This window comes from Micromonospora sp. L32 (assembly GCF_052068055.1).
Classification (GTDB): domain Bacteria; phylum Actinomycetota; class Actinomycetes; order Mycobacteriales; family Micromonosporaceae; genus Micromonospora; species Micromonospora purpureochromogenes.
Genome location: NZ_JBQHDD010000007.1, coordinates 15,220 through 38,904, shown reverse-complemented (window position 1 = coordinate 38,904; position 23,685 = coordinate 15,220). Strand labels below are relative to the sequence as shown.

General features: G+C 71.9%; 16 protein-coding genes. 8 read left to right on the top strand and 8 right to left on the bottom strand.

Annotation, left to right across the window (positions count from 1 at the left end; translation table 11 throughout):
• The first annotated feature begins 195 nt into the window (after positions 1-195).
• On the top strand, positions 196-3,519 hold the full coding sequence (locus ACTMTB_RS20025) for a S8 family serine peptidase (protein WP_441147720.1): 3,324 nt from the start codon (positions 196-198) through the stop codon (positions 3,517-3,519).
• 43 nt (positions 3,520-3,562) lie between these two features.
• On the opposite strand, the gene ACTMTB_RS20020 is transcribed toward ACTMTB_RS20025, so the two are convergent.
• From ACTMTB_RS20020 to ACTMTB_RS20010, 3 genes are all read right to left on the bottom strand, one after another.
• A complete protein-coding gene (locus ACTMTB_RS20020; protein WP_441147719.1) occupies positions 3,563-6,385 on the bottom strand; it encodes an AfsR/SARP family transcriptional regulator in 2,823 nt (940 codons plus the stop codon).
• Between the two features lie 121 nt (positions 6,386-6,506).
• Complete coding sequence (locus tag ACTMTB_RS20015; protein WP_441147718.1) at positions 6,507-6,986, bottom strand: sigma-70 family RNA polymerase sigma factor; 480 nt, start codon at positions 6,984-6,986, stop codon at positions 6,507-6,509.
• A 302-nt stretch (positions 6,987-7,288) separates the two neighbouring features.
• The gene (locus tag ACTMTB_RS20010) at positions 7,289-9,211 is read right to left on the bottom strand and encodes a BTAD domain-containing putative transcriptional regulator (protein WP_441147716.1); all 1,923 of its coding nucleotides are present in this window, start codon (positions 9,209-9,211) and stop codon (positions 7,289-7,291) included.
• 302 nt (positions 9,212-9,513) lie between these two features.
• Between ACTMTB_RS20010 and ACTMTB_RS20005 the strand changes: the two genes are divergently transcribed.
• From ACTMTB_RS20005 to ACTMTB_RS19985, 5 genes are all read left to right on the top strand, one after another.
• A complete protein-coding gene (locus ACTMTB_RS20005) occupies positions 9,514-11,139 on the top strand; it encodes a glycoside hydrolase domain-containing protein (protein ID WP_441147714.1) in 1,626 nt (541 codons plus the stop codon).
• 1,121 nt (positions 11,140-12,260) lie between these two features.
• On the top strand, positions 12,261-15,401 hold the full coding sequence (locus tag ACTMTB_RS20000; protein ID WP_441147713.1) for a glycosyltransferase: 3,141 nt from the start codon (positions 12,261-12,263) through the stop codon (positions 15,399-15,401).
• Between the two features lie 372 nt (positions 15,402-15,773).
• Positions 15,774-16,253, top strand: coding sequence for a hypothetical protein (locus tag ACTMTB_RS19995; RefSeq protein WP_441147712.1), 480 nt, complete (start codon positions 15,774-15,776; stop codon positions 16,251-16,253).
• Between the two features lie 147 nt (positions 16,254-16,400).
• On the top strand, positions 16,401-17,171 hold the full coding sequence (locus tag ACTMTB_RS19990; RefSeq protein ID WP_441147710.1) for an arsenate reductase/protein-tyrosine-phosphatase family protein: 771 nt from the start codon (positions 16,401-16,403) through the stop codon (positions 17,169-17,171).
• A 13-nt stretch (positions 17,172-17,184) separates the two neighbouring features.
• The gene (locus ACTMTB_RS19985; protein ID WP_441147709.1) at positions 17,185-17,589 is read left to right on the top strand and encodes a VOC family protein; all 405 of its coding nucleotides are present in this window, start codon (positions 17,185-17,187) and stop codon (positions 17,587-17,589) included.
• Between the two features lie 141 nt (positions 17,590-17,730).
• On the opposite strand, the gene ACTMTB_RS19980 is transcribed toward ACTMTB_RS19985, so the two are convergent.
• A complete protein-coding gene (locus ACTMTB_RS19980) occupies positions 17,731-18,153 on the bottom strand; it encodes a DUF6223 family protein (protein ID WP_441147707.1) in 423 nt (140 codons plus the stop codon).
• A 277-nt stretch (positions 18,154-18,430) separates the two neighbouring features.
• On the opposite strand from ACTMTB_RS19980, the gene ACTMTB_RS19975 reads away from it, so the two are divergent.
• Positions 18,431-19,498 (top strand): sensor histidine kinase, encoded by a 1,068-nt coding sequence (locus ACTMTB_RS19975; RefSeq protein ID WP_441147705.1) that lies wholly within the window; start codon positions 18,431-18,433, stop codon positions 19,496-19,498.
• A complete protein-coding gene (locus ACTMTB_RS19970) occupies positions 19,495-20,157 on the top strand; it encodes a response regulator (protein ID WP_441147703.1) in 663 nt (220 codons plus the stop codon). Before ACTMTB_RS19975 ends, ACTMTB_RS19970 begins: the two co-directional genes overlap by 4 nt.
• 17 nt (positions 20,158-20,174) lie before the next feature.
• On the opposite strand, the gene ACTMTB_RS19965 is transcribed toward ACTMTB_RS19970, so the two are convergent.
• The 4 genes from ACTMTB_RS19965 to ACTMTB_RS19950 form a co-directional block, all read right to left on the bottom strand.
• Positions 20,175-20,624 carry an iron chaperone gene (locus ACTMTB_RS19965; protein ID WP_441147701.1) on the bottom strand — a complete coding sequence of 150 codons (450 nt, stop codon included), beginning with the start codon at positions 20,622-20,624 and terminating at the stop codon, positions 20,175-20,177.
• A gap of 271 nt (positions 20,625-20,895) precedes the next feature.
• Entirely contained in the window at positions 20,896-21,690 is a 795-nt protein-coding gene (locus ACTMTB_RS19960; protein ID WP_441147699.1) for an ABC transporter permease, read from the bottom strand.
• Positions 21,690-22,664, bottom strand: a complete 975-nt coding sequence (locus ACTMTB_RS19955; protein ID WP_441147697.1) for an ATP-binding cassette domain-containing protein — start codon at positions 22,662-22,664, stop codon at positions 21,690-21,692. Before ACTMTB_RS19955 ends, ACTMTB_RS19960 begins: the two co-directional genes overlap by 1 nt.
• Positions 22,665-22,814: 150 nt before the next feature.
• The gene (locus tag ACTMTB_RS19950; protein ID WP_441147695.1) at positions 22,815-23,660 is read right to left on the bottom strand and encodes a DUF4097 family beta strand repeat-containing protein; all 846 of its coding nucleotides are present in this window, start codon (positions 23,658-23,660) and stop codon (positions 22,815-22,817) included.
• Positions 23,661-23,685: the final 25 nt, after the last annotated feature.

The following is a 23,685-nucleotide window of genomic DNA, read 5'->3' as shown; positions in this document are numbered from 1 at the left end:
CTCGATGCGATGACAGCGCGGTGGTCGCCGGCCTCGCCTGAGCTACCGGGTAGGGGCGGTCGAGGTGCCGCGTGGCGCGAACCAGGACGCCCGCGGATCGGGGCAGGAAGTGACCCAGGTCACACCGGATGAACTTTCATCCGCCGGTCACGTCCGGAGCACTCGGATACCTCTCGCGTTCCTCCAGGGAGAATGATGCGCTCAATTCGCAAGATATCGGCGCTGGCACTGCTGGTGCTCGGCGTCTCGGCGGCGGCTCCGGGGGGTGTGCCGGCATCGGCGCAGCCCGGGGCCGCGAAGCCGACGACCACACCCAAGGTCGCGGCCGAGCCCCGGACGGTCACTCTGCTCACCGGCGACACCGTCCACCTCGGCACCGTGAACGGCCAGACGACTGTCGACGTGGTGCCGGGCAAGGGACGGGAACGGATTCCGTTCCTCACCCACAGCGCCGGCAAGGACGTGCGGGTCATCCCCGCGGACGCCGTCGGCCTGCTCAACCGGGGCAAGCTCGACACGCGGCTCTTCGACATCTCGAAGCTGGTCGAGTTCGGCTACGACGACACCCGGGCCACCCTGCCGCTCATCCTCCAACACGGCAGCGGCACCGCCGCCGGCCTCACCGGCGCCCGCACCACCCGGCAGCTCTCCGGGGCGAGCGCTGTCGCGGAGAGCCGCGCGGACGCGGTGTCCTTCTGGAACACCGTCACGTTCGCCGGGAGTGGCACCGAGCGGCAGCTGCGGGCCGGGTTCGACAAGATCTGGCTCGACGGGCTGCGCCAGCCCACCCTCGATGTCAGCGTCCCGCTGACCGGCGCGCCGCAGGCCTGGCAGTCCGGCTGGACGGGAACGGGGGTGAAGGTCGGCGTCATCGACACCGGCGTCGACCAGACCCACCCCGACCTGGCCGGCCGCGTCGCCGCTGCGGAGAACTTCACCGCCGAACCGGACGCCCTCGACCGGGTCGGCCACGGCACCCACGTCGCCTCCACCATCGCCGGCAGCGCGGCCGCCTCGCAGGGCCGTCACAAGGGCGTGGCGCCCGGTGCGACCCTCTACAGCGCCAAGGTCTGCATGGCGGAGGGCTGCCCGGAGTCGGCGATCCTGGCCGGCATGACCTGGGCGGCGGAGCAGGGCGTCAAGGTCGTCAACATGAGCCTCGGCGGCCCGGACAGCCCGGGGACCGACCCGATCGAGGCGGCCCTGACCGACCTCACTTCCCGCCACGGGGTGCTCTTCGTCGTCTCCGCGGGCAACAGCGGCGAGGCCGGCGAGTCCACGGTGAGCTCGCCCGGCGGTGTGGCCGAGGCGCTGACCGTGGGCGCCGTGACCAAGACGGGCGAGCTGGCCGAGTTCTCGAGCCGGGGGCCGCGCGCGGGCGATGCCGGCATCAAGCCGGACATCACCGCGCCCGGCGTCGGCATCGTCGCCGCCCGCAGCTCGACCTCCGACCTCTGGCCGAACGACGAGAACCCGCAGTACGCCAGCCTCAACGGCACCTCGATGGCGGCTCCGCACGTGGCCGGCGCGGCGGCGATCCTGGCCCAGCAGCACCCGGACTGGACGCCTGACCGGATCAAGTCCACGCTGATGGCGGCCGCGCAGCCGAACGCCGGCATCGGTGTCTACGAGCAGGGCGCCGGCTTCCTCGACGTCGCCCGGGCCATCCAGCAGACCGTCACGGCGAGCCCGGTCAGCGTCGCCTTCGAGCGGACCACCGCTGCGCAGCAGCACACGATCACGTACGCGAACAGCGGCTCTTCCGCCCTCACCCTGGCCGTCTCCCTCGACGCCAAGGACGCCGAGGGCGCACCGGCGCCGGCCGGCCTGTTCAGCCTCAGCGCCTCCTCGGTGACGGTCCCGGCCGGCGGTACGGCCACCGTGACCGTCACCGTGCAGGCCGGCGCCGACCTGCCCGACCACTACTTCGGCGGTGAGGTGACCGCCACCGGCGGCGGCGCGCAGGTGCAGACCCCGGTCGCGCTCGACGTCGCCCGCCACGATCTGGCCCTCAAGCTCATCGGGCCGGACGGTGGAGCGCCCACGCCCGAGCAGGGCTGGGTGACCGTCCTGACCGACCTGGACCGGCAGACCATCCAGGTGTTCGGCGACCTCGCGACCACCGGGTACCGGGTCCGCGCGGGCCGCTACCTGGTCCAGACCTACCTGGTGAGCGGCGACGACGTCATCACGCTGGTACGCCCGAGCCTCGACCTGACCACGGACCAGGCGCTCACCATGGACGCCCGCATGGCGAGGCCGATCGCGGTGTCGGTGCCGAATTCGAAGGCCACCGCGGTCCACCAGGAGTTCGGCTGGACGATCCGGACCGAGGAGCCGCAGATCTGGGGCAGCAACGACCTGTACGGCGTGCTGATGAACATCCCCTTCGACCACCTGCGGACCGCACAGATCGGGGCCGGCGAGACGCCCGGCTTCGTCTCCTACGTCAACGGCATGTGGGGCCAGGTGACCCCGGAGTTCACCCTGCACAACAGCCCGTACGCCTACCGGGTCTACCTGTACGAGCCGAAGAAGATGATGACCGGGCTGACCCGCAAGCTGCGCGCGGGCGACTTCGCCACGGTCCGCTCCCAGATCAGCGCGGACGTGGCCGGCGTGCCGGTTGCGCGGACCGCGGTCGCGCACGCGCCCGGCAACTCGCCGATCTACCGCGACGAGCGCAACATCCCGCCGAGCTTCACGTACGACGCGCCGAGCACCATCACCGAGTACTACAACCAGGACAAGCAGGCGGTGTGGAAGTCGACCTCGGCCCAGCTGAGGTACACGTACTACGAGTCGCCGTGGACCAGCTTCCGGCCCGGGCGCACGTACACGGTGAAGTGGGCCAACGCGGTGGCCGGGCCGGTCTTCCCGGAACCGAACTTCGGCCAGCAGTTCGCCACCCGCTACTGGGGCGACCTGATCGGCGGGCCGGGGCCGCTGCACGGCGACGGCACCGGGCACATGGGCTTCCGGCATGTGCGCGGCGGCAGCGTGGAGGTCAACCTCTACCGCAACGGGGTCAAGGTCGGCGACGCGAACCAGACGCCCTGGGTGTGGAACGTGCCGGCGGAGACGGGTGACTACCGGCTGGCGGCGACGTTCCGCAGCGACCCGGCGTTCACCCTGTCGACGGTGGTCGACGCGGAGTGGACCTTCAAGTCCGGGCACGTGGGCGACGGCGAACTGGTGAAGCTGCCGATGACGGCGATCCGGTACACCCCGGAGCTCGACATCGACAACCGGGCGCCGGCCGGCCGGATGTTCGCGATCCCGGTCTCGCTCGACCGTCAGGTCGGGGCGGCGCCGGGCCAGACCACGGCGCTGACCGTGGAGGCGTCCTTCGACGACGGCAAGACCTGGCAGGAGCTGACCGTGCGGCGGTCCGGCGAGAAGGCGGTCGCCTGGGTGCGCAACCCGGCCGGCACCGGCTTCGTCTCGCTGCGCGCCGCTGCGACGGACACCAGCGGTAACACGGTCAAGCAGACCGTCATCCGCGCCTACCGGTACTGAGAACGGCCCCCGGACGCGGCGCCCACCGGCGCCGCGTCCGGGATCACCGGTGCCAGAGCAGCCGGTCGCGGATCCGCCGGGCCATCGGCGAGTCCGTCCCGTCGAGCTCGGCCAGGGCCTCGCTCCACGCCTGCCCGGCCAGGGCCGGGTCGCCGTTGGCCGAGTGGAAGTCGCCGATGGAGACCAGCACCTCCGCGGTGTGGTGGGTGGCCCGGGCGTCGCGGAAGATGTCGATCGCCTGCTGCCAGGTCGCCATCGCGTGCGGCACGTCGTCAATCATCGAGTACGTGTGCGCCAGCCAGGCCTGGGTGGTGCCCGTCCCGTGCAGGTCGCCGAGGGCCTCGAACTGCCGGCGCGCCTCGACGAACATGCCCAGCGCCTCGGCGTGCCGGCCGAGCCAGCCCTGTGCCCGCGCGATGACCAGCAGGGCGTTGGTGGCGCCCCGCACGTTGCCCTCGGCGCGAAAGAGCGTCCGCGCGGCCTCCGCATGCCGGATCGCCTCGTGGTAGCGCCGCTGGTCCAGCCGGATCTCGGCGATGTTGTTCTCCGCGTGGCCCTGCTCGTTGCGCCGGCCGAGCCGCTCGAAGAGCGCCCGGGCGTGCTGCAGGTGCGACAGCCCGCGGTCCAGATCGGCCAGGAAGTAGCAGGCGCCGGCGAGGCTGCGGTGCAGCAGGGCCTGGGCGGCGGGGTCGTCCCCGGTCGCGGCGAGGCCGGTGCTCATCGTTGCCGCCCACTGCCGGAACTGCGCGGTGTCCTGGAAGAAGTTCTGCAGGGCCAACGCGATCTGCCAGGCCGTGCGCGGCCGGCCGCGCTCCTTGGCCCGCGCGACGATGGCGGTCAGCACCCGCTGCTCGGCGGCGAACCAGGCCATCGCGTCGGCCCGGCCGGTGAAGCCGCGCCCGGTGACCCCGCGCTCGGACGGCTCCGGCTCCGGCAGCGGCACCTGCGGCTGCAGAGGCAGATGCGCCGCGTACGCACTGAGCTGGTAGTAGTCGTAGACCCGCTCGACGGCGGCGTCCCGCTCGGCCGCGTCGTCGTGCTCCTCCCCGAGCTCCACGGCATAGGCGCGCAGCAGATCGTGCATCCGCCACCGGCCGTTGCCGGGCTGGACCAGCAGCTGCGACCCGAGCTCGGCGAGCAGGCCGCGGGCGCAGCGCAGGGACAGGCCGCCCAGGGCGGCCGCCGCTTCCGCGCTCAGCTCCCCGGCCGGGTGCAGGGGCAGCAGCCGGAAGAGCCGGGCCGCGTCGGCAGTCAGGGCCCGGTAGGACCAGGAGAAGATCGCCTCCAGGTCGGCGTGGGTGTCCCCGAAGCCGGTCAGCCGGCCGTCGGCCTCGGCCAGTTCGCCGGCGACCGCGGGCAGGCTGAGCCCGGGCCGGCCGACGCTGCGGGTGGCCACCAGCGCCAGGGCCAGCGGCAGTCGGCCGCACCGCGCGATGATCTCGTCGACGGCGGCCGGGTCGGCGGCCGCCGCGTCGCCCAGCCGGCGGGTGAGCAGCTCGCGGGCCTCGGCGTGAGTGAGCAGGTCGAGGTGCAGCGGGTGGGCGCCCCCCTGGCCGGCCACGCCGGTGATCCGGCGGCGGCTGGTGGCGATGACGAGACTGCCGCCGGTGCCGGGCAGCAGGTGCCGGATCTGGTCCCAGTCGCGGCAGTTGTCGAGCAGGATCAGCATCCGACGCTCGGCCAGGATGCTGCGGTAGAGGCCGGCCTGGGCGTGCAGCTCGGCCGGGATGGCGGCCGGCGCGACCCCGAGGGACCACAGGAAGCCGCGCAGCGCCTCCGCCGGTGTCATCACCGAGTCGCCGGAGTCGAAACCGCGCAGGTCCGCGTGCAACTGCCCGTCGGGGTAGCGGGCGGCCAACTGGTGGGCCAGGTGCACCGCGAGGGTGGTCTTCCCGACGCCGGGCATTCCGTCGATGACCAGCGCGCTGGTCCGCCGCTCCCCGGCCAGCAGCTCCTCCGCGGCGGCCAGGACGTCGCGGCGGCCGGTGAAGTGGGGGTGGTCGGCCGGCAACTGCGCCGGCGGCTCGGCCCGGGTCGGCTGCGACAACTCCAGCTCGGCGCGACTGACGCCGCGCCGCGACCTGGAGCCGTCGCTCGAGGCGTCATGGTCGAGCACGCTGTCCCGGGCCGCGCGCAGGTCGCCGCCCGGCTGGATGCCGAGTTCGTCGGCGAGCCGGTGCTCGATGTCGGCATAAGCCGCGAGGGCCTCCGCCCGCCGGCCGTCCGCGGCGAGCGCGAGCAGCAGCCGCGCCTGCAGTGCCTCGTCCAGCGGCTCGTATTCGGCGGCCAGCCGGATCGCGGGCAGCACCGCGTGGACGCACCCGGCCCGCAAGGCGGCGTCGGTCGCCGCCCGGACGGCCGCGAACCGCTCGCCGTCGACAGCGACGAACTCCGGATGGGCCCGACCCCCGGGCTGCAGGCCCGAGGCGCACCGGTCCCGCCACAACGCCAGCGCCTCCCGGTAGAGCTCGACCGCCGGCTCGCCGGACCTGGCGGCGGCCTGGGCGACCAGGCGCCGGAAGCGCAGCAGGTCGAGCGCCTCCCCGTCGATCCGCAGCCGGTACTCTGCGCCGTCGCGGATCAGCACCGAGCCCGCTGCCCGCGTCGGCAGGCCCGGCTCGAACCGCCGCCGGAGCATCCCGACGTGCCGGTGCACCACGTTGACCGCGCTGGGTGGGGGGTCGGACTCCCAGAGCAGGTCGACGAGTTCGGCGACGCTGACCGCGCCGCCGGCCCGGGCGAGCAGCAACGCCAGGATCAGCCGCTGCTGCCGGGTACCCAGGTCGACCTCGGACGGGCCGCGCCAGGCCCGCACCGGGCCGAGCACGGCGAAGGAGAGCGGGGTGGTCATCTCGATGCGATCCACACAGGGCTGGTTGCCACGATCGCCATAGCATGGCAGGGCCCGCGCCGCCCGACGGGAGCGCCGGGGCAATGTGATCTTCGACTCAGCGGCGCTGATCGCCGATCGGCGGAGTCGTCCCTGCTCAGGCCGCCTTGAGGCCGGTGCGCAGGGCGCGCAGCGCATAGTGGGTCCGGGACTTCACCGTGCCGATCGGCACCCCCAGCCGGCCCGCGACCTCTTCCGGTGACCGCCCGACCAGGTAGACCTCGGAGAGCAGACTGCGCTGCGCCGGGCTGAGCCGGCTGAGCGCGTGCCGGATGGCGTGCGACGCCAGCGCGCTGCCGGTGGTGTCGTCACCAGCGGGAATCCAGGTCATGTCGACGAGATGGACCTCGGCCGGGCGGCCCCGCCGCAGCCGGACCCCGTCGATGACGAGCCGCCGGGCGACGGTGCAGAGCCACCGGCGGGCGGCATCGGGCTCGGCCGGCACCGAGTCGAGGTGCCGCCAGGTCCGCAGCATCGTCTCCTGGAGCAGATCCTCGGCGGTCTGCCGCTGACCGTGGGTCAACACCAGCAGGAGACGCAGCACGGCACGGGCGTGCTCCGCATGCAGCGCGGTCATGCGCTCAGCCCGGCCGACCGGCGAGTCATCGAGTGCCCGGAGCACCATGTTTCCCCCCACAGGCAGGAGCAACGGTGAATGAGGCACGAGCCTAGGGACGATCGATGCGAATAAAATGACGCGTAAGTGCGGATCGAGTGCCGTCGCCGATCGCAACCGGTCACGGACGCGACGTGACCGCCACGAGCAGGCCAGCCAGCCGCCGACCGGTCCCGGCCTGCGCGTAGGGGATCAGGGCCAGCAGCTCAGAGCGTCGCCGTGGCCGGCGAAGCGCAGCGGAGCCTCGCCCGGCGCCGGCTCGATCATCGGGTGGTGGTCGGCGTAGGCCAGCAGCCCCCGGTGCGCCGGTCAGCCGGTGCCGGCTGGAACTGCCGGCAGCGCAGCTCCGCGGCGACACGCTCGGCCGGGCTGTCGTGCTCCTCACCGAGCTCGGTGGCATAGGCCAGCAGCAGGGCATGGGCGCGGTAACGGCCCGGCAGGTCCTCGCTGATCAGGTGCGCGCGGCTCAGCTCGCCGATCAGCGCCCGCCCGGTCCGCAGCGGGACGCCGGCCAGGGCCGCTGCCCCGGCGATCGAGATGTCGGGGCCGGGCTGGATCGGCAGCAGCCGGAAGAGCCGGGCGGCCGGGGCGGAGAGTGCCTGGTAGGACCAGGAGAAGGCGGCACGCAGGCCGGTCTGCGGGTCGTCGCCGTCGAAGCCGTCCAGGCTCCCGGGCGCCTGGGCCAGCTCGGCGGCGATCTGTGCCGGTGGCGTCGGTGGCAGGCTCGCCATGCGGGCGGCCACCACGGCCAGCGCGAGCGGCAGCCGCCCGCAGCTGGCGATGATGGCGTCGATCGCGACCGGGTCCGCCGCGCCGCCGCCGGCGCCGAGCGCTGGCAGGAGCAGCGCGCGGGCCTCGTCGACGCTCGGCAGGCCGACCGGCAACGGGTGGGCGCCGGCCGTGGTCAGCAGGGTGCTGAGCCGGCTGCGGCTGGTGACGATCACCAGACAACCGGGGCTGCCCGGCAGCAGGTGCCGGATCTGCTCGGCATCCCGGCAGTTGTCGAGCAGGATCAGCACGCGCCGGCCGGCAAGTCTGCTGCGGTACATCCCCGCCTGGGCGTGCAGCTCGGCGGGAATGCCCTCCTGGGGCACCCCGAGCGAGCCGAGGAAGCCGCGCAGCGCCTCGGTCGGGCTCATCGCGGCCTCCCGGCCGTCGTATCCGCGCAGGTCGACGTAGAGCTGCCCGTCCGGGTAACCGGCGGCGAACTCGTGGGCGAGGTGGACGGCGAGGGCGGTCTTGCCGATCCCGGGCATGCCGTCGATCGCGAGCACCGCCGGCCCGCCCGGGCGCGCGACCGCCGCGCGGGCCTCGGCGACGAGGTCGTCCCGGCCGTTGAAGAAGGGCAGGTCCGGCGGCAGCTGCGCGGGCCGGGGAAACGGCGACGGCGATTCGGTACGCGCCGGCTGGGTGCGCTGGTGCAGCAGCCGGTCGTACGCCTCCCGCAGCTCGTCGCCCGGATCGACGCCCAGGTCGTCGGCGAGTCGGCGGCGCACCATCCGGTACATCTCGACGGCTTCCGCCTGGCGGCCGTCGGCGGCGAGCGCCAGCAGCAACCGGCTCTGCAGCGACTCGTCGAGCGGGTGCTGCTCGGCGGCCTGCCGCAACGGCGCCAGCACCGCGCTCATCCGGCCGCAGCGCTCGGCGGCGTCGGCGGCCTCGCGCACGGCCTCGGCGCGTTCGGCCTCCACGGCGAGGAACGCGGGATGCAGGCGGGAGGCCGGTTCCAGGCCCGCGGCGCACCGGCCGCGCCACAGCCGCAGCCCGTCGAGGGAATGCCGCAGCGCCGACTCGGGGTCGCCGTCCTGCAGGCTCCGGCCCGCCAGCCGGCTCAGCGACCGGAACTTCAGCAGGTCGAGGGACTCCTCGTCGGCGCGCAACCGATAGCCCGAGAGCTCCCGGAGGATGTGCCGGCCCGCCGACCGGGTAGGCAGGCCGGGCTCGAACAGCCGCCGGAGCACCCCGACGTGCCGGTGCACGACGTTCGCGGCGCTGGCCGGGGCCTCCTCGTCCCAGAGCAGGTCGACCAGCTCGGCCAGGGAGACCGGTGAACCGGCCCGGGCCAGCAGCAACGCGAGCACCAGACGCTGCTGGCGGGCCCCCAGATGCAGCTCGGCGCCGGCGCGGACGACCCTGATCGAGCCGAGCACCGAGAAGCCGATCGTCTCCCCCGCCTCCGCCCGCACACCGGCAACGGTAACCGGCGACCCGCCAACCGGACCTTTCGACCACCGGGTCTCCGGGACGGCGACGAAAACGGCGGGGCCGGCAACTCCTCGTCGACCCGCCGCAACCGTTCCCCCACACCGCTGCACGAGGTCCACCTTGCCGTCGCCGGTCATGCCGGTACGCCACGCCGCGGTCGCTCGGAACGCCTCCGAGCAGCAGCCGAAACCAGCCCGTTCGGCTCTGGTGAAACCATGTCTGACCTGGTCCGCTGAGGGATAGGACCACTCGGTTGGTCATCTGGACCGGAATCGAGACCGGCATGGACAACATGTATCTCCCTCGAAGCGCGCGCCGCCTGAGCTGCGCCCTCCTGGTCGGCGTCGTCACCCTGCTGGCGTTCGGCGGAGCAGCGCCGGCCTCCGGCCGCACCACCGCTGCCCCGGCCACCGCCGGCCGCACGACGGCGGCCGCGGTGACGGGCCCGTCGCCCGGCACGTTCACCGGACTGGGCTTCGACGCCTGCACCGCCCCATCGTCGGCGACCATGCAGGCGTGGCTGGCGGCCTCGCCCTACCGGGCGATCGTCATCTACTTCGGCGGTGTCAACCGCGCGTGCGCACAGCCCAACCTGACCCCCTCGTGGGTCGCCGCGCAGCAGGCGGCGGGCTGGCATCTCGTGCCGGTCTATCTCGGATTGCAGGCACCGTGCACGACGTCCACCAAGCGCTATCTCATCGACGCAGCGAACGCGGCGGCGCAGGGACGCACCCAGGCGGACGACGCGGTCGCACAGGCGAAGGCGCTGGGCCTGGCGCCGGAGAGCGTACTCATCTTCGACATGGAGGCGTACCGGACCGACGACTCGGCCTGCCGCTCCGCGGTGCTCGCGTTCATGAGCGCCTGGACGGCGCGGCTCCACGACCTCGGCTACCTCTCCGGCTTCTACAGCAGCATGGCCTCGGGCGTCGCCGACCAGGTCGCGGCCTACAACACCCCCGGCTACGTCCGCCCCGACTACCTGGACTTCGCCCGCTGGGACGGAGTCGCCACCGTGTCCGACCCGGCGATCCCCAGCTCGTACTGGTCTCCCCAGCGACGGATGAAGCAGTACCGAGGCGACCACAACGAGACGTGGGGCGGGGTGACGATCAACATCGACAACGATTACCTTGACGTCGCTCCCATTCCGGCGACTCCCTTCGGGGACTTCAACGGCAACGGCTGGTCCGACCTGCTGAGCCGCCAGCCCTCCACGGGCAACCTCTATCTCTACCCCGGCAACGGGACGTCCCTCGGCATCCGCACGACCATCGGCACGGGATGGAACGGCATGGACGTCATCGTCCGGACGGACTTCACCGGGGACGGTCACGGAGACCTCGTCGCCCGCGACAAGGCGACCGGCCATCTGTGGCTGTATCCGCGCACGCCGTCGGGGTGGGGCAGTCGGATCCGCCTCGGTACCGGCTGGAACTCCATGCGCGAGATCACCCCGGCCAACGACTTCAACCGAGACGGCTACCGGGACGTGCTCGCCGTGCAGACCTCCACCGGATACCTGTACCTGTACCCGGGCCGCGGCACGTCGTTCGGTCCACGAACGAGTCTCGGAACCGGCTGGAACACCATGGACGAACTCACCGGAGTCGGCGACTTCAACCGCGACGGCTACCAAGACCTGCTCGCCCGGCAGAAGTCCACCGGCAACCTCTTCCTCTACCCGGGACGGGCAGGCGGGCTCGGTACGAGGCTGCAGGTCGGCACCGCGTGGAACAGCATGCGTGACCTCGTCGGCGTCGGTGACTTCAACCGCGACGGCTACCCGGATCTGCTCGCCATCGAGAAGTCCACGAGCTACCTGTACTTCTACCGCGGTCAGGGCACGAGCTTCGCCGCCAGAATCCGGCTCGGTGTGAGCTGGGGCGGGATGCAACCCCTGCTGTGAAGTTCGGCCGTCCGCGAGCGGCGGCATCGAGCGTCGACGTCGGACCCCGCGAGCCCGCCGGCAGGCAGGGCGCGAGGACCGGCTGGCCCCTACCGGCCCACCGGACCGCCCCAGCTGGCCGGGTATGAGGCTGCCTCACTCGCGGCGCGCCCAAGCGTTTTCAACCTCTGTGTCCTGTTCCGTCGCTCAGAGTTCCAGTGTTTTCAACCTTTACATCCTGTTCAGTCGCTCAAGGTTTGGATGTTCTGTTTGGTGTGTCTATGACCCGAAATTCGAATGCGCAGATAGTGGTACATCCACGGACCGCTTGATTGGTCAATCAGGACATATCCCCTGTCAGCGGACTCGTAGCCTCGACCGGTGCCCTTTCGCGTCTCCTTCGATGGACTCCCCCGTCGCCCGCAGTTCGCTCCGCCAATCCTCCCGTCCGGACCCGTTAGACCGGTGTTCGTCGATGTCACCGGGACCCGCCGCAGACGGATCGGACGGGCGGGAGTGATGGTCGCCCTCGCGTCGCTGACGTACCTGCCGATGGCCGGGAGCGGCCTGCTGCCCGGTCCGCCGGCGCCGGCGCAACCCGGGCCGCTCACCGTCGGCGGCGTTCTACTCGATCGCAGCGGACGCCCGCCGGCCAGCACACCATCGCCACTCGACGCCGCGTACCCACAGACGACCGAGAGGCCTTCGGACACGGTGGCCCGGGCACCGCGTCCAGCCCGTCAGGAACGGGAGCCCAACGAGCCGGACCTGCCAGCCCAGCCGCTCGATCCCGCACCCGACCGGCCCGAGTTCGATGCGCCCCGGACCGCCCAGAGCATCGACCCGGCACCGGTCAGGACCTCGCCGGCCCGGCCCGTTCCCGGCCGGGAGGCAACGCCGTCGACCCCCGAAAGCAGCGAACCGGCACCGGTCACGGCCTCGCCGGCCCTGCCCGCTCCCGGCCCGGTGCCGGTCAGATGACCGTTCGGAGTCGCCCTCGCGCCAGTGGCCCACCCGGGCGGCGCAGGTCCGGCCGCCCCGGTCTGTGGACCGGCCGGTTCGTCTGCGCGTCCCTGTTGACGGTGGTCGTGTGTGTGCTCCTGGTCGAGGCGTACGCGAATGCGGGATTCAGACCCGACCACGTGAGCGAGTCCGAGGACCAGCTCACCGTTCCGACCGACATCCTGCGCGGCGGCCCGGTCCTCGACGCGCGGGGCGAGCAACCCCGGTCCTACCGGATGCCCGCGAAGACCATCGCTCTCACCTTCGACGACGGGCCCGATCCCACCTGGACCCCCAAGGTGCTCGACGTCCTGCGGCGGCACCGGGCCAGGGCCACGTTCTTCGTGATCGGTTCGCAGTCGGCCAGGCACCGCGACCTGGCCCGGCGGACGGTCGCGGAGGGGCACGAGCTCGGCGTGCACACGTTCACCCACCCGGACGTGAGCGTGCTGCCGAGCTGGCGGCAGCGGATGGAGTACGCACAGACCCAGATGGCGATCGTGGACGCCGCCGGCGTACGGACCAGCCTCCTGCGGTTTCCCTACTCGTCGGTGCCCAGCGCCGTCGACGACTCGAACTGGCCGGTCATCCGGGCGGCCGCCCGACTCGGCTACCTGACCGTGGTGAACGACATCGACGGCCGGGACTGGGCCCGCCCCGGCGTGGACGCGATCGTGCGGAACATGACGCCGGCGGAGGGTGCGGGTGCCGTGGTGCTGCTGCACGACGCCGGCGGCGACCGGTCGCAGACCATCGCCGCACTGGACAGGTTCATTCCCCTGATGCAGGCACGGGGCTACACCTTCACCACGGTGAGCGACGGGATGAACCGGGCGCGGCCGGGCGCGGAAGCCTTCGTCGGCAACGTCCGGGCGTCGACCGCAGACCGCTGGCGGGCGGCCCCGATCCGCTGGGCGATCGTGCTGGCCGATTCGATCCTGCGAGGTCTGGCCGTCCTCTTCGTGGTGGTCGGGGCGCTCATGCTGGGCCGGACGCTGCTGCTGGTCCTGCTCGCCCGCAAACTCGCGCGGCGACGGCGGGCGCACCGCTGGCCCTGGGGGGTCACCACCGCACCGGTGTCGGTGATCGTGCCCGCCTACAACGAACGGGCCGGCATCGTTGCCACGGTTCGTTCACTGGCCGCCAACGACCACCCGGGCATCGAGGTGATCGTGGTCGACGACGGTTCGACCGACGGCACGGCCGACCTCGTCGACGCGCTCGGCCTCGACACCGTGCGGGTCATCCGCAAGCCCAACGGAGGCAAGGCGAGCGCCCTCAACACCGGGCTCCTGTACGCCTCGCACGACATCATCGTGACCGTCGACGCGGACACCGTCTTCGAGCCGGACGCGATCCGCAGGCTCGTCGAACCGTTCACCGATCCGCGGATGGGCGCGGTGGCCGGCAACGTGAAGGTCACCAATCGGCACGGGATGCTCGGCCAGTGGCAGCACATCGAGTACGTCATCGGCTTCAGCCTGGACCGCCGGTTCTACGAGACGCTCGGCTGCATACCGACGGTGCCCGGGGCGATCGCCGCCTTCCGCCGGCGCGCCCTGACGGATGTCGGTGGGATGAGCGGCGACACGCTGGCCGAGGACACCGACGTCACCATGGCGATCCTCCGTGCCGGCTGGCGGGTGGTTTACCAGGACCGTGCCCGCGCCTGGACGGAGGCGCCCGCGTCGCTGGGCGACCTGTGGCGACAGCGCTGCCGGTGGAGCTACGGCACCCTGCAGGCGATGTGGAAGCACCGGAGTGCGGTGTTCGACCGCGGCGCCTCGGGCCGCTTCGGCCGCTTCGGCCTGCCCATGCTCGCCCTCTTCGGCGTGGTACTGCCCCTGCTCGGTCCGGTGCTCGACCTGCTCGCCCTGTACGGGCTCTTCTTCATGGACACGAAGACGACGGCCGTGGCGTGGGTCGCGATGCTGGTCGTGCAGGCCCTGACCGCGGCGGTGGCCTTCCGGCTCGACGGGGAACCGCTGCGCCCGCTGCTCACCCTGCCGATTCAGCAGTTCGCCTACCGCCAACTGATGTACCTGGTACTGGCCCGGTCCGTGGTGACGGCGGTGACCGGCTCCCGCCTGGGTTGGCGCAAGGTCAAGCGCGCTGGCGACGTCGTGCGGCACCAGGCCGCGCCACCCGCGTCGACGGACGGTGGCGCGGGAGGACACCCGGTCCGGGACCGCTGGTTCGACACGCTACGGGCCGTGGCGCTGGGCCGCGTCGTCGTGTACCACATGTTCGGCGCCGCCTGGCTGAGCTTCGTCTTCCCCGCCATGGGGGTGATGTTCGCGCTGGGCGGTTCGCTGATGGCCGCCTCGCTGGACCGGGCGCCGGACCGGGCGGTCATCAGCCGCCTGCGCCGCCTGCTGCCGGCCCTGTGCGCGATGGGGCTCGTGCTGGTGCCCGTGATGGTCTGGCACGGCTGGTCCGACCGGCCGGCCTGGCCGGCGCTGTTGAGCTGGCTGGTTCCGCTGGTGCAGCCGCCGGGCAACGAGTGGGCGGCGGACGTGACAGGGGTGCTGTGGTATCTCGTGGCGTACCTGTGGCTGGTCCTGCTCTCCCCCGGGCTGCTCGCGGTGTACCGGCGGTGGCCGGTCGGGTCCGTACTCGTCCCGCTGGCCGCCGTGGTGGTGCTGCAGACGGCTGACCCGTCACCCGGCGGGCCGGTGGGGTCGGCGCTGACCGACCTGGCCACGTTCGGCGCCTGCTGGTTGGTGGGTTTCGCGCACCGCGACGGCCGGCTGCGGCGGCTTCCGTTGTCGGCGCTGCTGGCCGCCGCAGCCGGGTGCCTGGGGCTCGCGCTCGGCTGGCTCGCCACCCACCCCGCCGGGGGCCTGGACCTCAATGACATCCCCGTCGCCCAGGCGTTCTGGTCGTTGGCCTTCGTGCTGGTCCTGCTCCGGGTCACGCCCCCGATGGGCTGGCTGACCCGGATCCGGCCGCTCGACCGGTTGGTCACGGCGTTGAACAGCCGGGCCCTGACCATCTACCTCTGGCACAACGCCGCCATCGCGGTCTGCTTCGCCGTCGGCGACGGCATGGGCCTCTGGCGGGTGGGCCAGGTGGGCTACCTGGCCGTGGCCCTGGTGATCCTCGCCGGTGTGGTGCTGGCCCTGGGCTGGATCGAGGACGTCAGCGCCCGGCGTCGGCCCCGGCTGCTGCCCTGGACACGTCCCACGAGGGCGTCCGGACCCGCTCAGTCGGTCGGAGAGAAACCGGGCGGCGTCACCGCGGCGGACGTTCGGCGGCAGGAGGCGGCCGCCATGCGATGACCAGGCGACACGTACGTCCCATGCAGGCGAAATGTAACATTCAGTTAATTTTGTCGTATTATTGACTCATCTTGGCGCCTCCCCCGCCACAGGTCCGGGGCGACACCGGAGGCCGCCGCGTCCGAAAGGACGACGGCGGACGGTTCCCCGGCGGGTGAGACGCCGCTGCGGGCCGACCGGACACGGACACGATCCATCCGGACGCCCGCGAGCGGGAAGACGGTGACTTGGGTGGTCACCACGGCCGGCACGGGCCTTCGCCCTCCTACGGGACCCGTGCCGGCCACCTCCAGGGCGGGCGGTCCCGACACCGGGGCGTCGGCGAAGGACCCGCATCGACTCACCCCGTGGCGAGGGCCGAAGGGAGACAGCATGTCGTATCCACCGAACACGCCGACCGAGCGGGCACTGTGGAGCGCCGTGGTGGACGGCGTCCGCGCGGCCGGCGCATCGGATCGGGCGGGTTTCGAGGCGGCGGTCAGCCGCCTGCGACGCCTCCCCCAACCGTGGGCGGACCAGGTCCTCGACCACACCGCCGAACTACTGGCCGAGGAAATCGGCCCGCCCGGGTCTGTCCACTGGCCACTCCCGGTGCCGCCCGGTGCCGGGCTCGCGCCGTGGGCGCGGGCGGACCCGCGTCTGCTCGCCCTCCTCTCCCGGCGTGACCATCGACGACCAGCGGCGACGCCCAGTGATCCGGAGGAGACGACGCGGCGGCTGCTGTTGATCACCCACCTGGCCCTCGTGGCGCAGGTCGGGGTCGGTGCCTTTCTCGATGTGGCCCTGGTCGGTGCCGGCCGGTCCTCCCGGCCGCCGTCCGGACTGGTCCCGCACTGCCGGCTCGGACGCTGACCGAAGACCCGGTCCCGCCTCCGGTCCTGTCCCTCGTGTCTCTCCAGGATGCGGTTCTCCCACGCCCACGCGGCGATCTCGACCCGGTTGCGGGCTCCAGCGTCGGCCCGCTATTTCATCAAACTGATTTGATGTATTCTGTTGATCGTGGCGTTGTCGAGTCAGGCTCCCCCGGCGTTCGTGCGCTTGGCCCCCCACCCGCTGCGGTGGCGGCTGCTGATCGCACTCGCCGACAGCGACTACCGGGTCCGGGAACTCGTGACGCTGGTGGGTGAGCCGCAGAACCTGGTCTCCTACCATCTCCGCCTGCTGCGTGACGGCGGGCTGGTCACGGCCACGCGCAGCAGCTTCGACGGCCGCGACAGCTACTACCACCTGGATCTGGATCGCTGTACGGATGCGCTGGCCGACACCGGCGCCGCACTGCACCCGGCGCTGCGCCGGGAGCCCGCCCCGCACACACCGGTGGACCTGCGGCGCTCGCCTCGCGTCAGCGTGCTGTTCGTCTGCACAGGCAACAGCGCCCGCTCACCGATCGCCGAGGCCCTGCTACGCCACCGCACCGGCGGCCAGGTCGAGGTGGCCAGCGCCGGCAGCCGACCCAAGCCCCGCCATCATCCCAACGCCATCCGGGTGCTACATGACGAGTTCGGCATCGACATCACCGGCCGGCGCCCCCGGCACCTGGACACCCTGACCGGCTGCCGGTTCGACCACGTGATCAGCCTGTGCGACAAGGCCCGCGAGGCCTGCCCCGACTTCCCGGACCATCCCCGGCGGGTGCACTGGAGCATCCCCGACCCCGCCACGGCCGGCGACACCGACCAGACCAGCTACCCCGCCTTCCAGCACACCGCGACAGACATCGACACCCGCGTCAGGCACCTGCTGCCCGTGCTCACCGCCACCCGGTCCTGAAGGAGATTCCGTCGTGACAGCATCCGACCAGTACGCCAACGTCCGTTACCTCGTTGATGACGTCCAGGCGGCCGTCGACTTCTACACCACCCATCTCGGCTTCACCCTGAACACCAGCGCCGCGCCCGCGTTCGCTGACGTGCTGCGCGGCCCGCTGCGGCTGCTGCTGTCCGGGCCAGCCAGTTCCGGCGCCCGCGCCACCCCCAACGACGCCACCAGCCCGGGCCGCAACCGCATCCACCTCATCGTTGACGACCTGGACACGGAGGTCGACCGGCTCCGTGGCGCGGGGCTGTCGTTCCGCAGCGAGCCGATCTCCGGGCCCGGCGGGCGGCAGATCCTGCTCGCCGACCCCGCCGGCAACCTGATCGAGCTGTTCCAACCCGCTCACCAGTCCCCCGCCACGCCGACCACCTGACCGCAGCCCGCCGGGAAAAGATCCGTCGGCGTTCGTGCCGGTGGTGCGGAGGCCCGACGGGCGCGTACGGCGCGCTGGAACCTGGTGGGGCGGTCTTCCGGCAGACCTGAGCGCGCCCTCGTATTCGCTGCGACCAGCCGGTCAGCCGGTGCGGTGGGAGCGGGCCAGACCCAGCCCGCCGAGGACCATGGCGATCAGCCCCACCACCAGGGCCACGAAGCCGCCGACTATTCCGCCGCCGGTACCGGGACCACCATCGGCGCCGGCCACAACCAGCCCGCCGATGACCGCGGCGGCCAGCCCCGCCGCCAGGGCCACGATGGCCCCTCCCTTCCCGGTGCCGGTGCCGATACGACCGGCCGAGCGGGCCAGAGCCAGCCCACCGATGACCACGCCGACCAGCCCCAGCAGCGCGGCCACCAGGGACCAGAAACGCCCGGCGGTCAAGGTGTAGGAACTGGCGGCGGCTGACTGGGCCACGACGTGCGCGGCCGACGGTGTGGCAGGCCCGAAATCTCCGAGCATGGCAAACTCGGCGGCGGCAAGCAGGTGACGGACGGACATGAGGTGCTCCTTCTCCTCTGACGACTGGACGTCGCCTGATCCTGTCCGCTGGACCCACCGCCGGTCGTCCTGCGGACGCAGGCAATTCGCGCTGCCGCCGATGCCGTAGCCGGCTGCCGCGGATGCCGCAGGCGCCGCGAAGGTACTGCGGGCGCGGTATACAGCAGTCGTCCGGGAGCGGGATTCGCTCGCAGCGGCGTCCGGCTAGGGTGCGCGCATGGACAGAGGACGGTTCGGTGTCCCGGCCGGGGTCCGAGACTGGGCGATCGCCGTCGGCGTGGCGGCGGCGCTGCTGGCCGCCGGGCTGTCCGGACAGCAGTCAGACACGAACGTCGACCTGCTCGGCTACGCGCTGTTGGCGGCGGGTGGTCTGGCGCTGGCCGCGCGTCGCCGGGCTCCGGTTCCCGTGCTGGCCGTGACCGGGTTGTGCGCGGTGGGTTACCAGGCGGCCGGTTTCGACGTGCCTGCGGTCGCGTATCTGTTCGCGGTGTACGCGGCGGTGCGGGCGGGACACCGCATCATCACGGTGGCGGCGAGCGTGACCCTGCTGGCCGCTCTCCCCCTGGCGGCCCTGGCTTCGGGCCTGCACGACACGGGCGAGGCGTTCGCGCAGGCCCGAGGCGCCCTCGAAATCGCCTGGCTGATCGCTGCCGGCGCCGCCGGGGAGGCGCTGCGGCAGGCCGAGCGGCGGGCGGACGAAGCCGAGCGCACCCGGGAGGAGACCGCACGGCGCCGCGCCGATGAGGAGCGGCTGCACATCGCGCGGGAGCTGCACGATTCGCTCACCCACCAGATCTCGGTCATCAAGGTGCAGGCCGAAGTCGCCGTCCACCTGGCCCACAAGCGGGGTGAGCCGGTGCCGGAGGCCCTGCTGGCGATCCGGGAGGCCGGTCGTGAGGCGGCCCGGGAGCTGCGAGCGACTCTGGAGGCGCTGCGCGACGACGACACCACCCCGCCGCACGGGCTCGACCACATCCCGGAGCTGGTGGAGCGGGCTGGCAGGACCGGCCTGGCGGCGACGCTGACGATTGAGGGACAGCGGCACGACGTGCCGGCCGCGGTGAGCCGGACCGCCTACCGGATCGTTCAGGAGTCGCTGACCAACATCGCCCGGCACGCCGCCGCGGCTACCGCGTCGGTCCGGATCGACTGCCGTGCCGACGTCCTCGCCATACAGGTCGATGACGACGGCAGGGCCACGCCGGACACCGCGCCGATGCCCGGCGTCGGGCTGCTCGGGATGCGCGAACGAGTCACCGCCCTCGGCGGCCGTCTGCGCGCGGAACCGCGCAGTGAGGGCGGCTTCAGCGTCCGGGCCGAACTCCCCGTGGACCAGACGTCGTGATCCGGGTCCTGCTGGTCGACGACCAGCCGCTCATTCGCAGCGGGTTCCGCGCGCTCCTCGACGTCGAGGACGACATCGAGGTGGTGGCCGAGGCCGGCGACGGGAGCGAGTGCCTGGCGCTGGCCAGGGAACACCTGCCCGACATCGCGCTCATCGACATTCAGATGCCGGTCGTCGACGGCATCGAGGCGACCCGGCGCATCGCCGCGGACCCGACGCTGGCCGGGGTACACGTCGTCATCCTGACCAACTACGGCTTGGACGAATACGTCTTCAACGCGCTGCGCGCCGGCGCGGCCGGATTCCTCGTCAAGGACATCCAACCGGAAGACTTCCTCCATTCCGTACGCGTCGCCGCGCGCGGCGACGCCCTGCTCGCACCGTCGATCACCCGCCGGCTGATCAACCGGTACGTCAACCAGCCGCTCCACACCGCCGCCGACACCGGGCTGGACGAGCTGACCAGCCGCGAACGCGAGGCCGTCGCCCTGGTCGCCCAGGGCCTGTCCAACGACCAGATCGCCGGACGCATGGTGATCAGCCCGCTGACCGCGAAAACCCACATCAACCGAGCCATGACCAAGCTGCACGCCCGCGACCGCGCCCAACTCGTGGTCCTCGCCTATGAATCCGGCCTGGCAACCCCGCGCAACTCCTGACATCGCGTCCGCAGCGGTCAGGAGACCGCGGCCTTCACCAGCTCGACGACCTTCTTCTCCACCGCGGGGCTCCACTTCTGCAGCGCGTACGCCACCGGCCACAGGTCTCCGTCGTCGAGGTTGGCCGTGTCCTGGAAGCCCAGGGTCGAGTACCGGTAGTTGAACTTGCCCGAGTCCTGGAAGAAGATGACAACCTTGCCGTCCGCGTTCACGTAGGCAGGCATCCCGTACCAGGTCTTTGGCGACAGCTCCGGGGCGGCAGCGGTCACCGTCACATGCACACGCTCGGCGAGCGCACGATCTTCCGGCGCCATCTGCGCGATCCTGTCGAGGAGCGCTTGCAGCCCCTCGGCCTTCTTGGTCCCCTTCTTGCCCTCGGCGCGCAGCTCGGCGGCGCGCTCCTTCATCGCGGCACGCTCCTCAGCGCTGAAGCCGTCGGACACGGTGGTGGAATTCTTCGCGGACACTCTAGGGCTCCCCTTTGTCGTAAAGGTTCGGCGTGATGCCGGCTACCTGGGAAAAGGCTAGGGCCCGACGACACCCTGGCGCTTCTCGATTCCTGATCAGATGGCAGGCCCAGACGAGGCGTTCGAGTCACGCACTCTTCACTGAGGGAACGTCCAGATCTGCCGGCCAGCGCGCCCGGCGACGAGGCACCCGCGGACGGGCCGAAGCATGGTCAGGAGGGGTCATTCACCCGGCGCCAGCCCTCGGGAACGGGCACCTCCAGGACACCTCCTAGCGGGCCGCCCGCTTGTGGAACGAGTGCTTGGCCCACAGGTAGGACAGCAGCGAGATCACCGCGCACCAGCCCAGCGCGATCGCCGCGCTGTTCCCGATTCCCGAGCCGAGCAGCAGTCCGCGCAGCGTCTCGGTCACCGGCGTGAACGGTTGATGGTCGGCGAACCACCGCAGCCCGGCGGGCATGGTGTCGGTGGGCACGAAACCGCTGCCCAGGAACGGTAGGAGAATCAGGAACATCGGCAGGTTGCTGGCGGTCTCGACGCTGTCGCTGACGAGGCCGAGCGCGACCGACAGCCAGATCAGCGCGAACGCGATCGCGGCGAGCATGCCGGCGGCGGCGAGCCACTCGACCGGGGCGCCGGTGGGACGGAAGCCGATGGCCAGTGCGACGCCGAGCAGGACGGCGATGCAGAGCATGGTCTGTATCAAGCTGCCGAGGACGTGTCCGGTCAGGACGGATGCCCGGGAGATGGCCATGGTGCGGAAGCGGTCGACGATGCCTTCGGTCATGTCCATCGCGATCGAGATGGCGGTTCCCTGGGCGGCCCCCGACACGGCGAACAGCAGCATGCCGGGAACCAGGTAGTTGATGTAGGCGCCGCGGTCGCCGCTCCCGCCGCCTGGAAGTCCGGCGCCGAGGGTCCCGCCGAACACGTAGACGAACAGCAACAGCATGACAACGGGGAGACCGATCAGCATCCCGGTCAACGAGGGGTAGCGCTGGATGTGGCGGATCTGTCGGCGGAGCATGGTCGCCGAGTCGGTCAGGGTGTAGGCGAGGCTGGTCATCAGTGTCCCTCGGTGAGGTCGCGTCCTGCAGCGGGCGCGGGCGTGCCGGTGAAGGCGAAGAAGACGTCGTCCAGGTCGGGGGTGTGGATCGAGAGTTGGTCGACCTCGACGTGTGCGTCGTCGAGCCGGTCGAGCACGGCCCGCAGTGAGCGGACCCCGCCGTCGCTGGGGATCTGCAGGGTGAGGGCGACGTCGTCGCGCTGGGCGAAGGTGAGTGTGTGGGCGGCGGTGTGCAGCGCGGTGGGGTCGGCGAAGCGGAGCAGGATGTGTCCGCCGGGGATACGGCGCTTGAGTTCGTCGGGGGTGCCCTCGATGACGATGCGGCCGTGGTCGAGTAGGGCGATGCGGTCGGCGAGCTGGTCGGCTTCGTCGAGATACTGGGTGGTCAGGAACACGGTGACGCCCTCGGCGACGAGTCCGCGGATGATCTGCCACATCGCGTGCCGGCTGCGAGGGTCGAGGCCGGTGGTGGGTTCGTCGAGGAAGATCAGCCGCGGGTCGCCGACCAGGGTCATCGCCAGGTCGAGACGGCGCCGCATGCCGCCGGAGTAGACGGAGGCGGGCTTGCTCGCCATCTCACCGAGGTCGAAACGGTCTATCAGCCGGGCGATGCGGCGTCTGCCCTCGGTACGCCCGAGGTGGTGCAGGTCGGCCATCAGTTTGAGGTTCTCCTCGCCGGTGAGGAGGTTGTCGACGGCGGAGAACTGGCCGGTCACACCGATCGCCGCCCGTACTCCGTCGGGCTGCTTGGTGAGGTCGTGGCCGGTGACGCGGATCGAACCGGCGTCGGCGGGCACCAGGGTGGACAGGATCCGCACCACGGTGGTCTTGCCCGCGCCGTTGGGTCCGAGCAGCGAGAAGACCGTTCCCTCGGTGACCATGAGATCGATGCCGTCCAGGACGACCTTGTCCCCGAACGTCTTGCGCAGGCCGGACACCGAGATGGCCGGCCGCGTCGCGGTCGTTACCGCCATTGCTTCCTCCACTGATCGAGGGCTGTGCACGAATACGGAGGCGCGCGTCATCGTCGGTCAGGCCGCACGGGCGGACCGGGATACGAAGGTGCGCATCATCCCCGGTCCGGGCGGGACGCCCGCGACCGGTCAAACAGTTGGTGGGATGCTTCAGGCGCGGTGGATCGCGATGTCGCCGAAGGCGGTGCGAGCCCGCACCTCGGCCTTCTCGTCGCTGTCGGCGGGACCGGCGGCGGCGTCCAGGTCGTTGCGAACCTTGCCGAACTGGGTGTGCAGGTCGAGCCGGGCTGCGGTACCACGCCGGATCCCGACCTGGATGCGCCCGGCCGCGGTGCGCATCGTGGCCGATCCGCGGACCACTTCACCGATGCGGATGTCACCGTTGGCGGTGTTCGCCGTGACCGAGGCGGCGGCGTACTCGGCGGCGACGTGGCCGTTCGCGGCATTGACCCGCAGCTCGCCACCCGCCTCGCCGATCCACGTGTCGCCGTTGCCGTTCTTCAGTACGGCGCGACCGCCGACGGCGCGGACGCTGAGCTTGCCGGAGCCGGTGGTGACCTCGGCGTCGCCTGCCACGTTCTCGGCGATTGCCGCGCCGAAGCCGGTGTGGAGGCTGAGTGTGCCGGTGTCCTCGACCTGCAGGTCGCCGGCGCCGGTCTTGAGACGGCAGTCGGCCAGCGAGCCGGAGCAGCTGATCGCACCGACGCCCAGCTTCCCGTCCACGCCGGAACCAGCCGGTAGGTCGATGGTCACCTCGACCGAGCCGGTCCTGCCGAAGATGCCGAAGCCGGGTTGCCTGGGGCCGCGGACCACGAGGCGGCCGGAGGCGTACTCCACCCGGGTTTGCGCCGCTGCGCGCACATCGCGGTCGTCGGTCTCGTCGGCCGGCCGCACCTGCACGACGGTGTCGGTTCGCGAACCGGCGGTGATCCGCACCTCGCCGGCGACGAGTTCGACCGATGCCGAAATCGGTCCGGGGGTGTCGAAGGATGGCATGGTGCTCCCCTCTCGGGTAGTCGAT

Excerpts from the sequence above, each read along its gene's own strand:
- ACTMTB_RS20025 (WP_441147720.1), top strand. The coding sequence starts at position 196 with ATGCGCTCAATTCGCAAGATATCGGCGCTGGCACTGCTGGTGCTCGGC.
- ACTMTB_RS20015 (WP_441147718.1), bottom strand. The coding sequence starts at position 6,986 with ATGACCGCGCTGCATGCGGAGCACGCCCGTGCCGTGCTGCGTCTCCTG.
- ACTMTB_RS20005 (WP_441147714.1), top strand. The coding sequence starts at position 9,514 with ATGGACAACATGTATCTCCCTCGAAGCGCGCGCCGCCTGAGCTGCGCC.
- ACTMTB_RS19995 (WP_441147712.1), top strand. The coding sequence starts at position 15,774 with ATGTCGTATCCACCGAACACGCCGACCGAGCGGGCACTGTGGAGCGCC.
- ACTMTB_RS19980 (WP_441147707.1), bottom strand. The coding sequence starts at position 18,153 with ATGTCCGTCCGTCACCTGCTTGCCGCCGCCGAGTTTGCCATGCTCGGA.
- ACTMTB_RS19960 (WP_441147699.1), bottom strand. The coding sequence starts at position 21,690 with ATGACCAGCCTCGCCTACACCCTGACCGACTCGGCGACCATGCTCCGC.
- ACTMTB_RS19955 (WP_441147697.1), bottom strand. The coding sequence starts at position 22,664 with ATGGCGGTAACGACCGCGACGCGGCCGGCCATCTCGGTGTCCGGCCTG.
- ACTMTB_RS19950 (WP_441147695.1), bottom strand. The coding sequence starts at position 23,660 with ATGCCATCCTTCGACACCCCCGGACCGATTTCGGCATCGGTCGAACTC.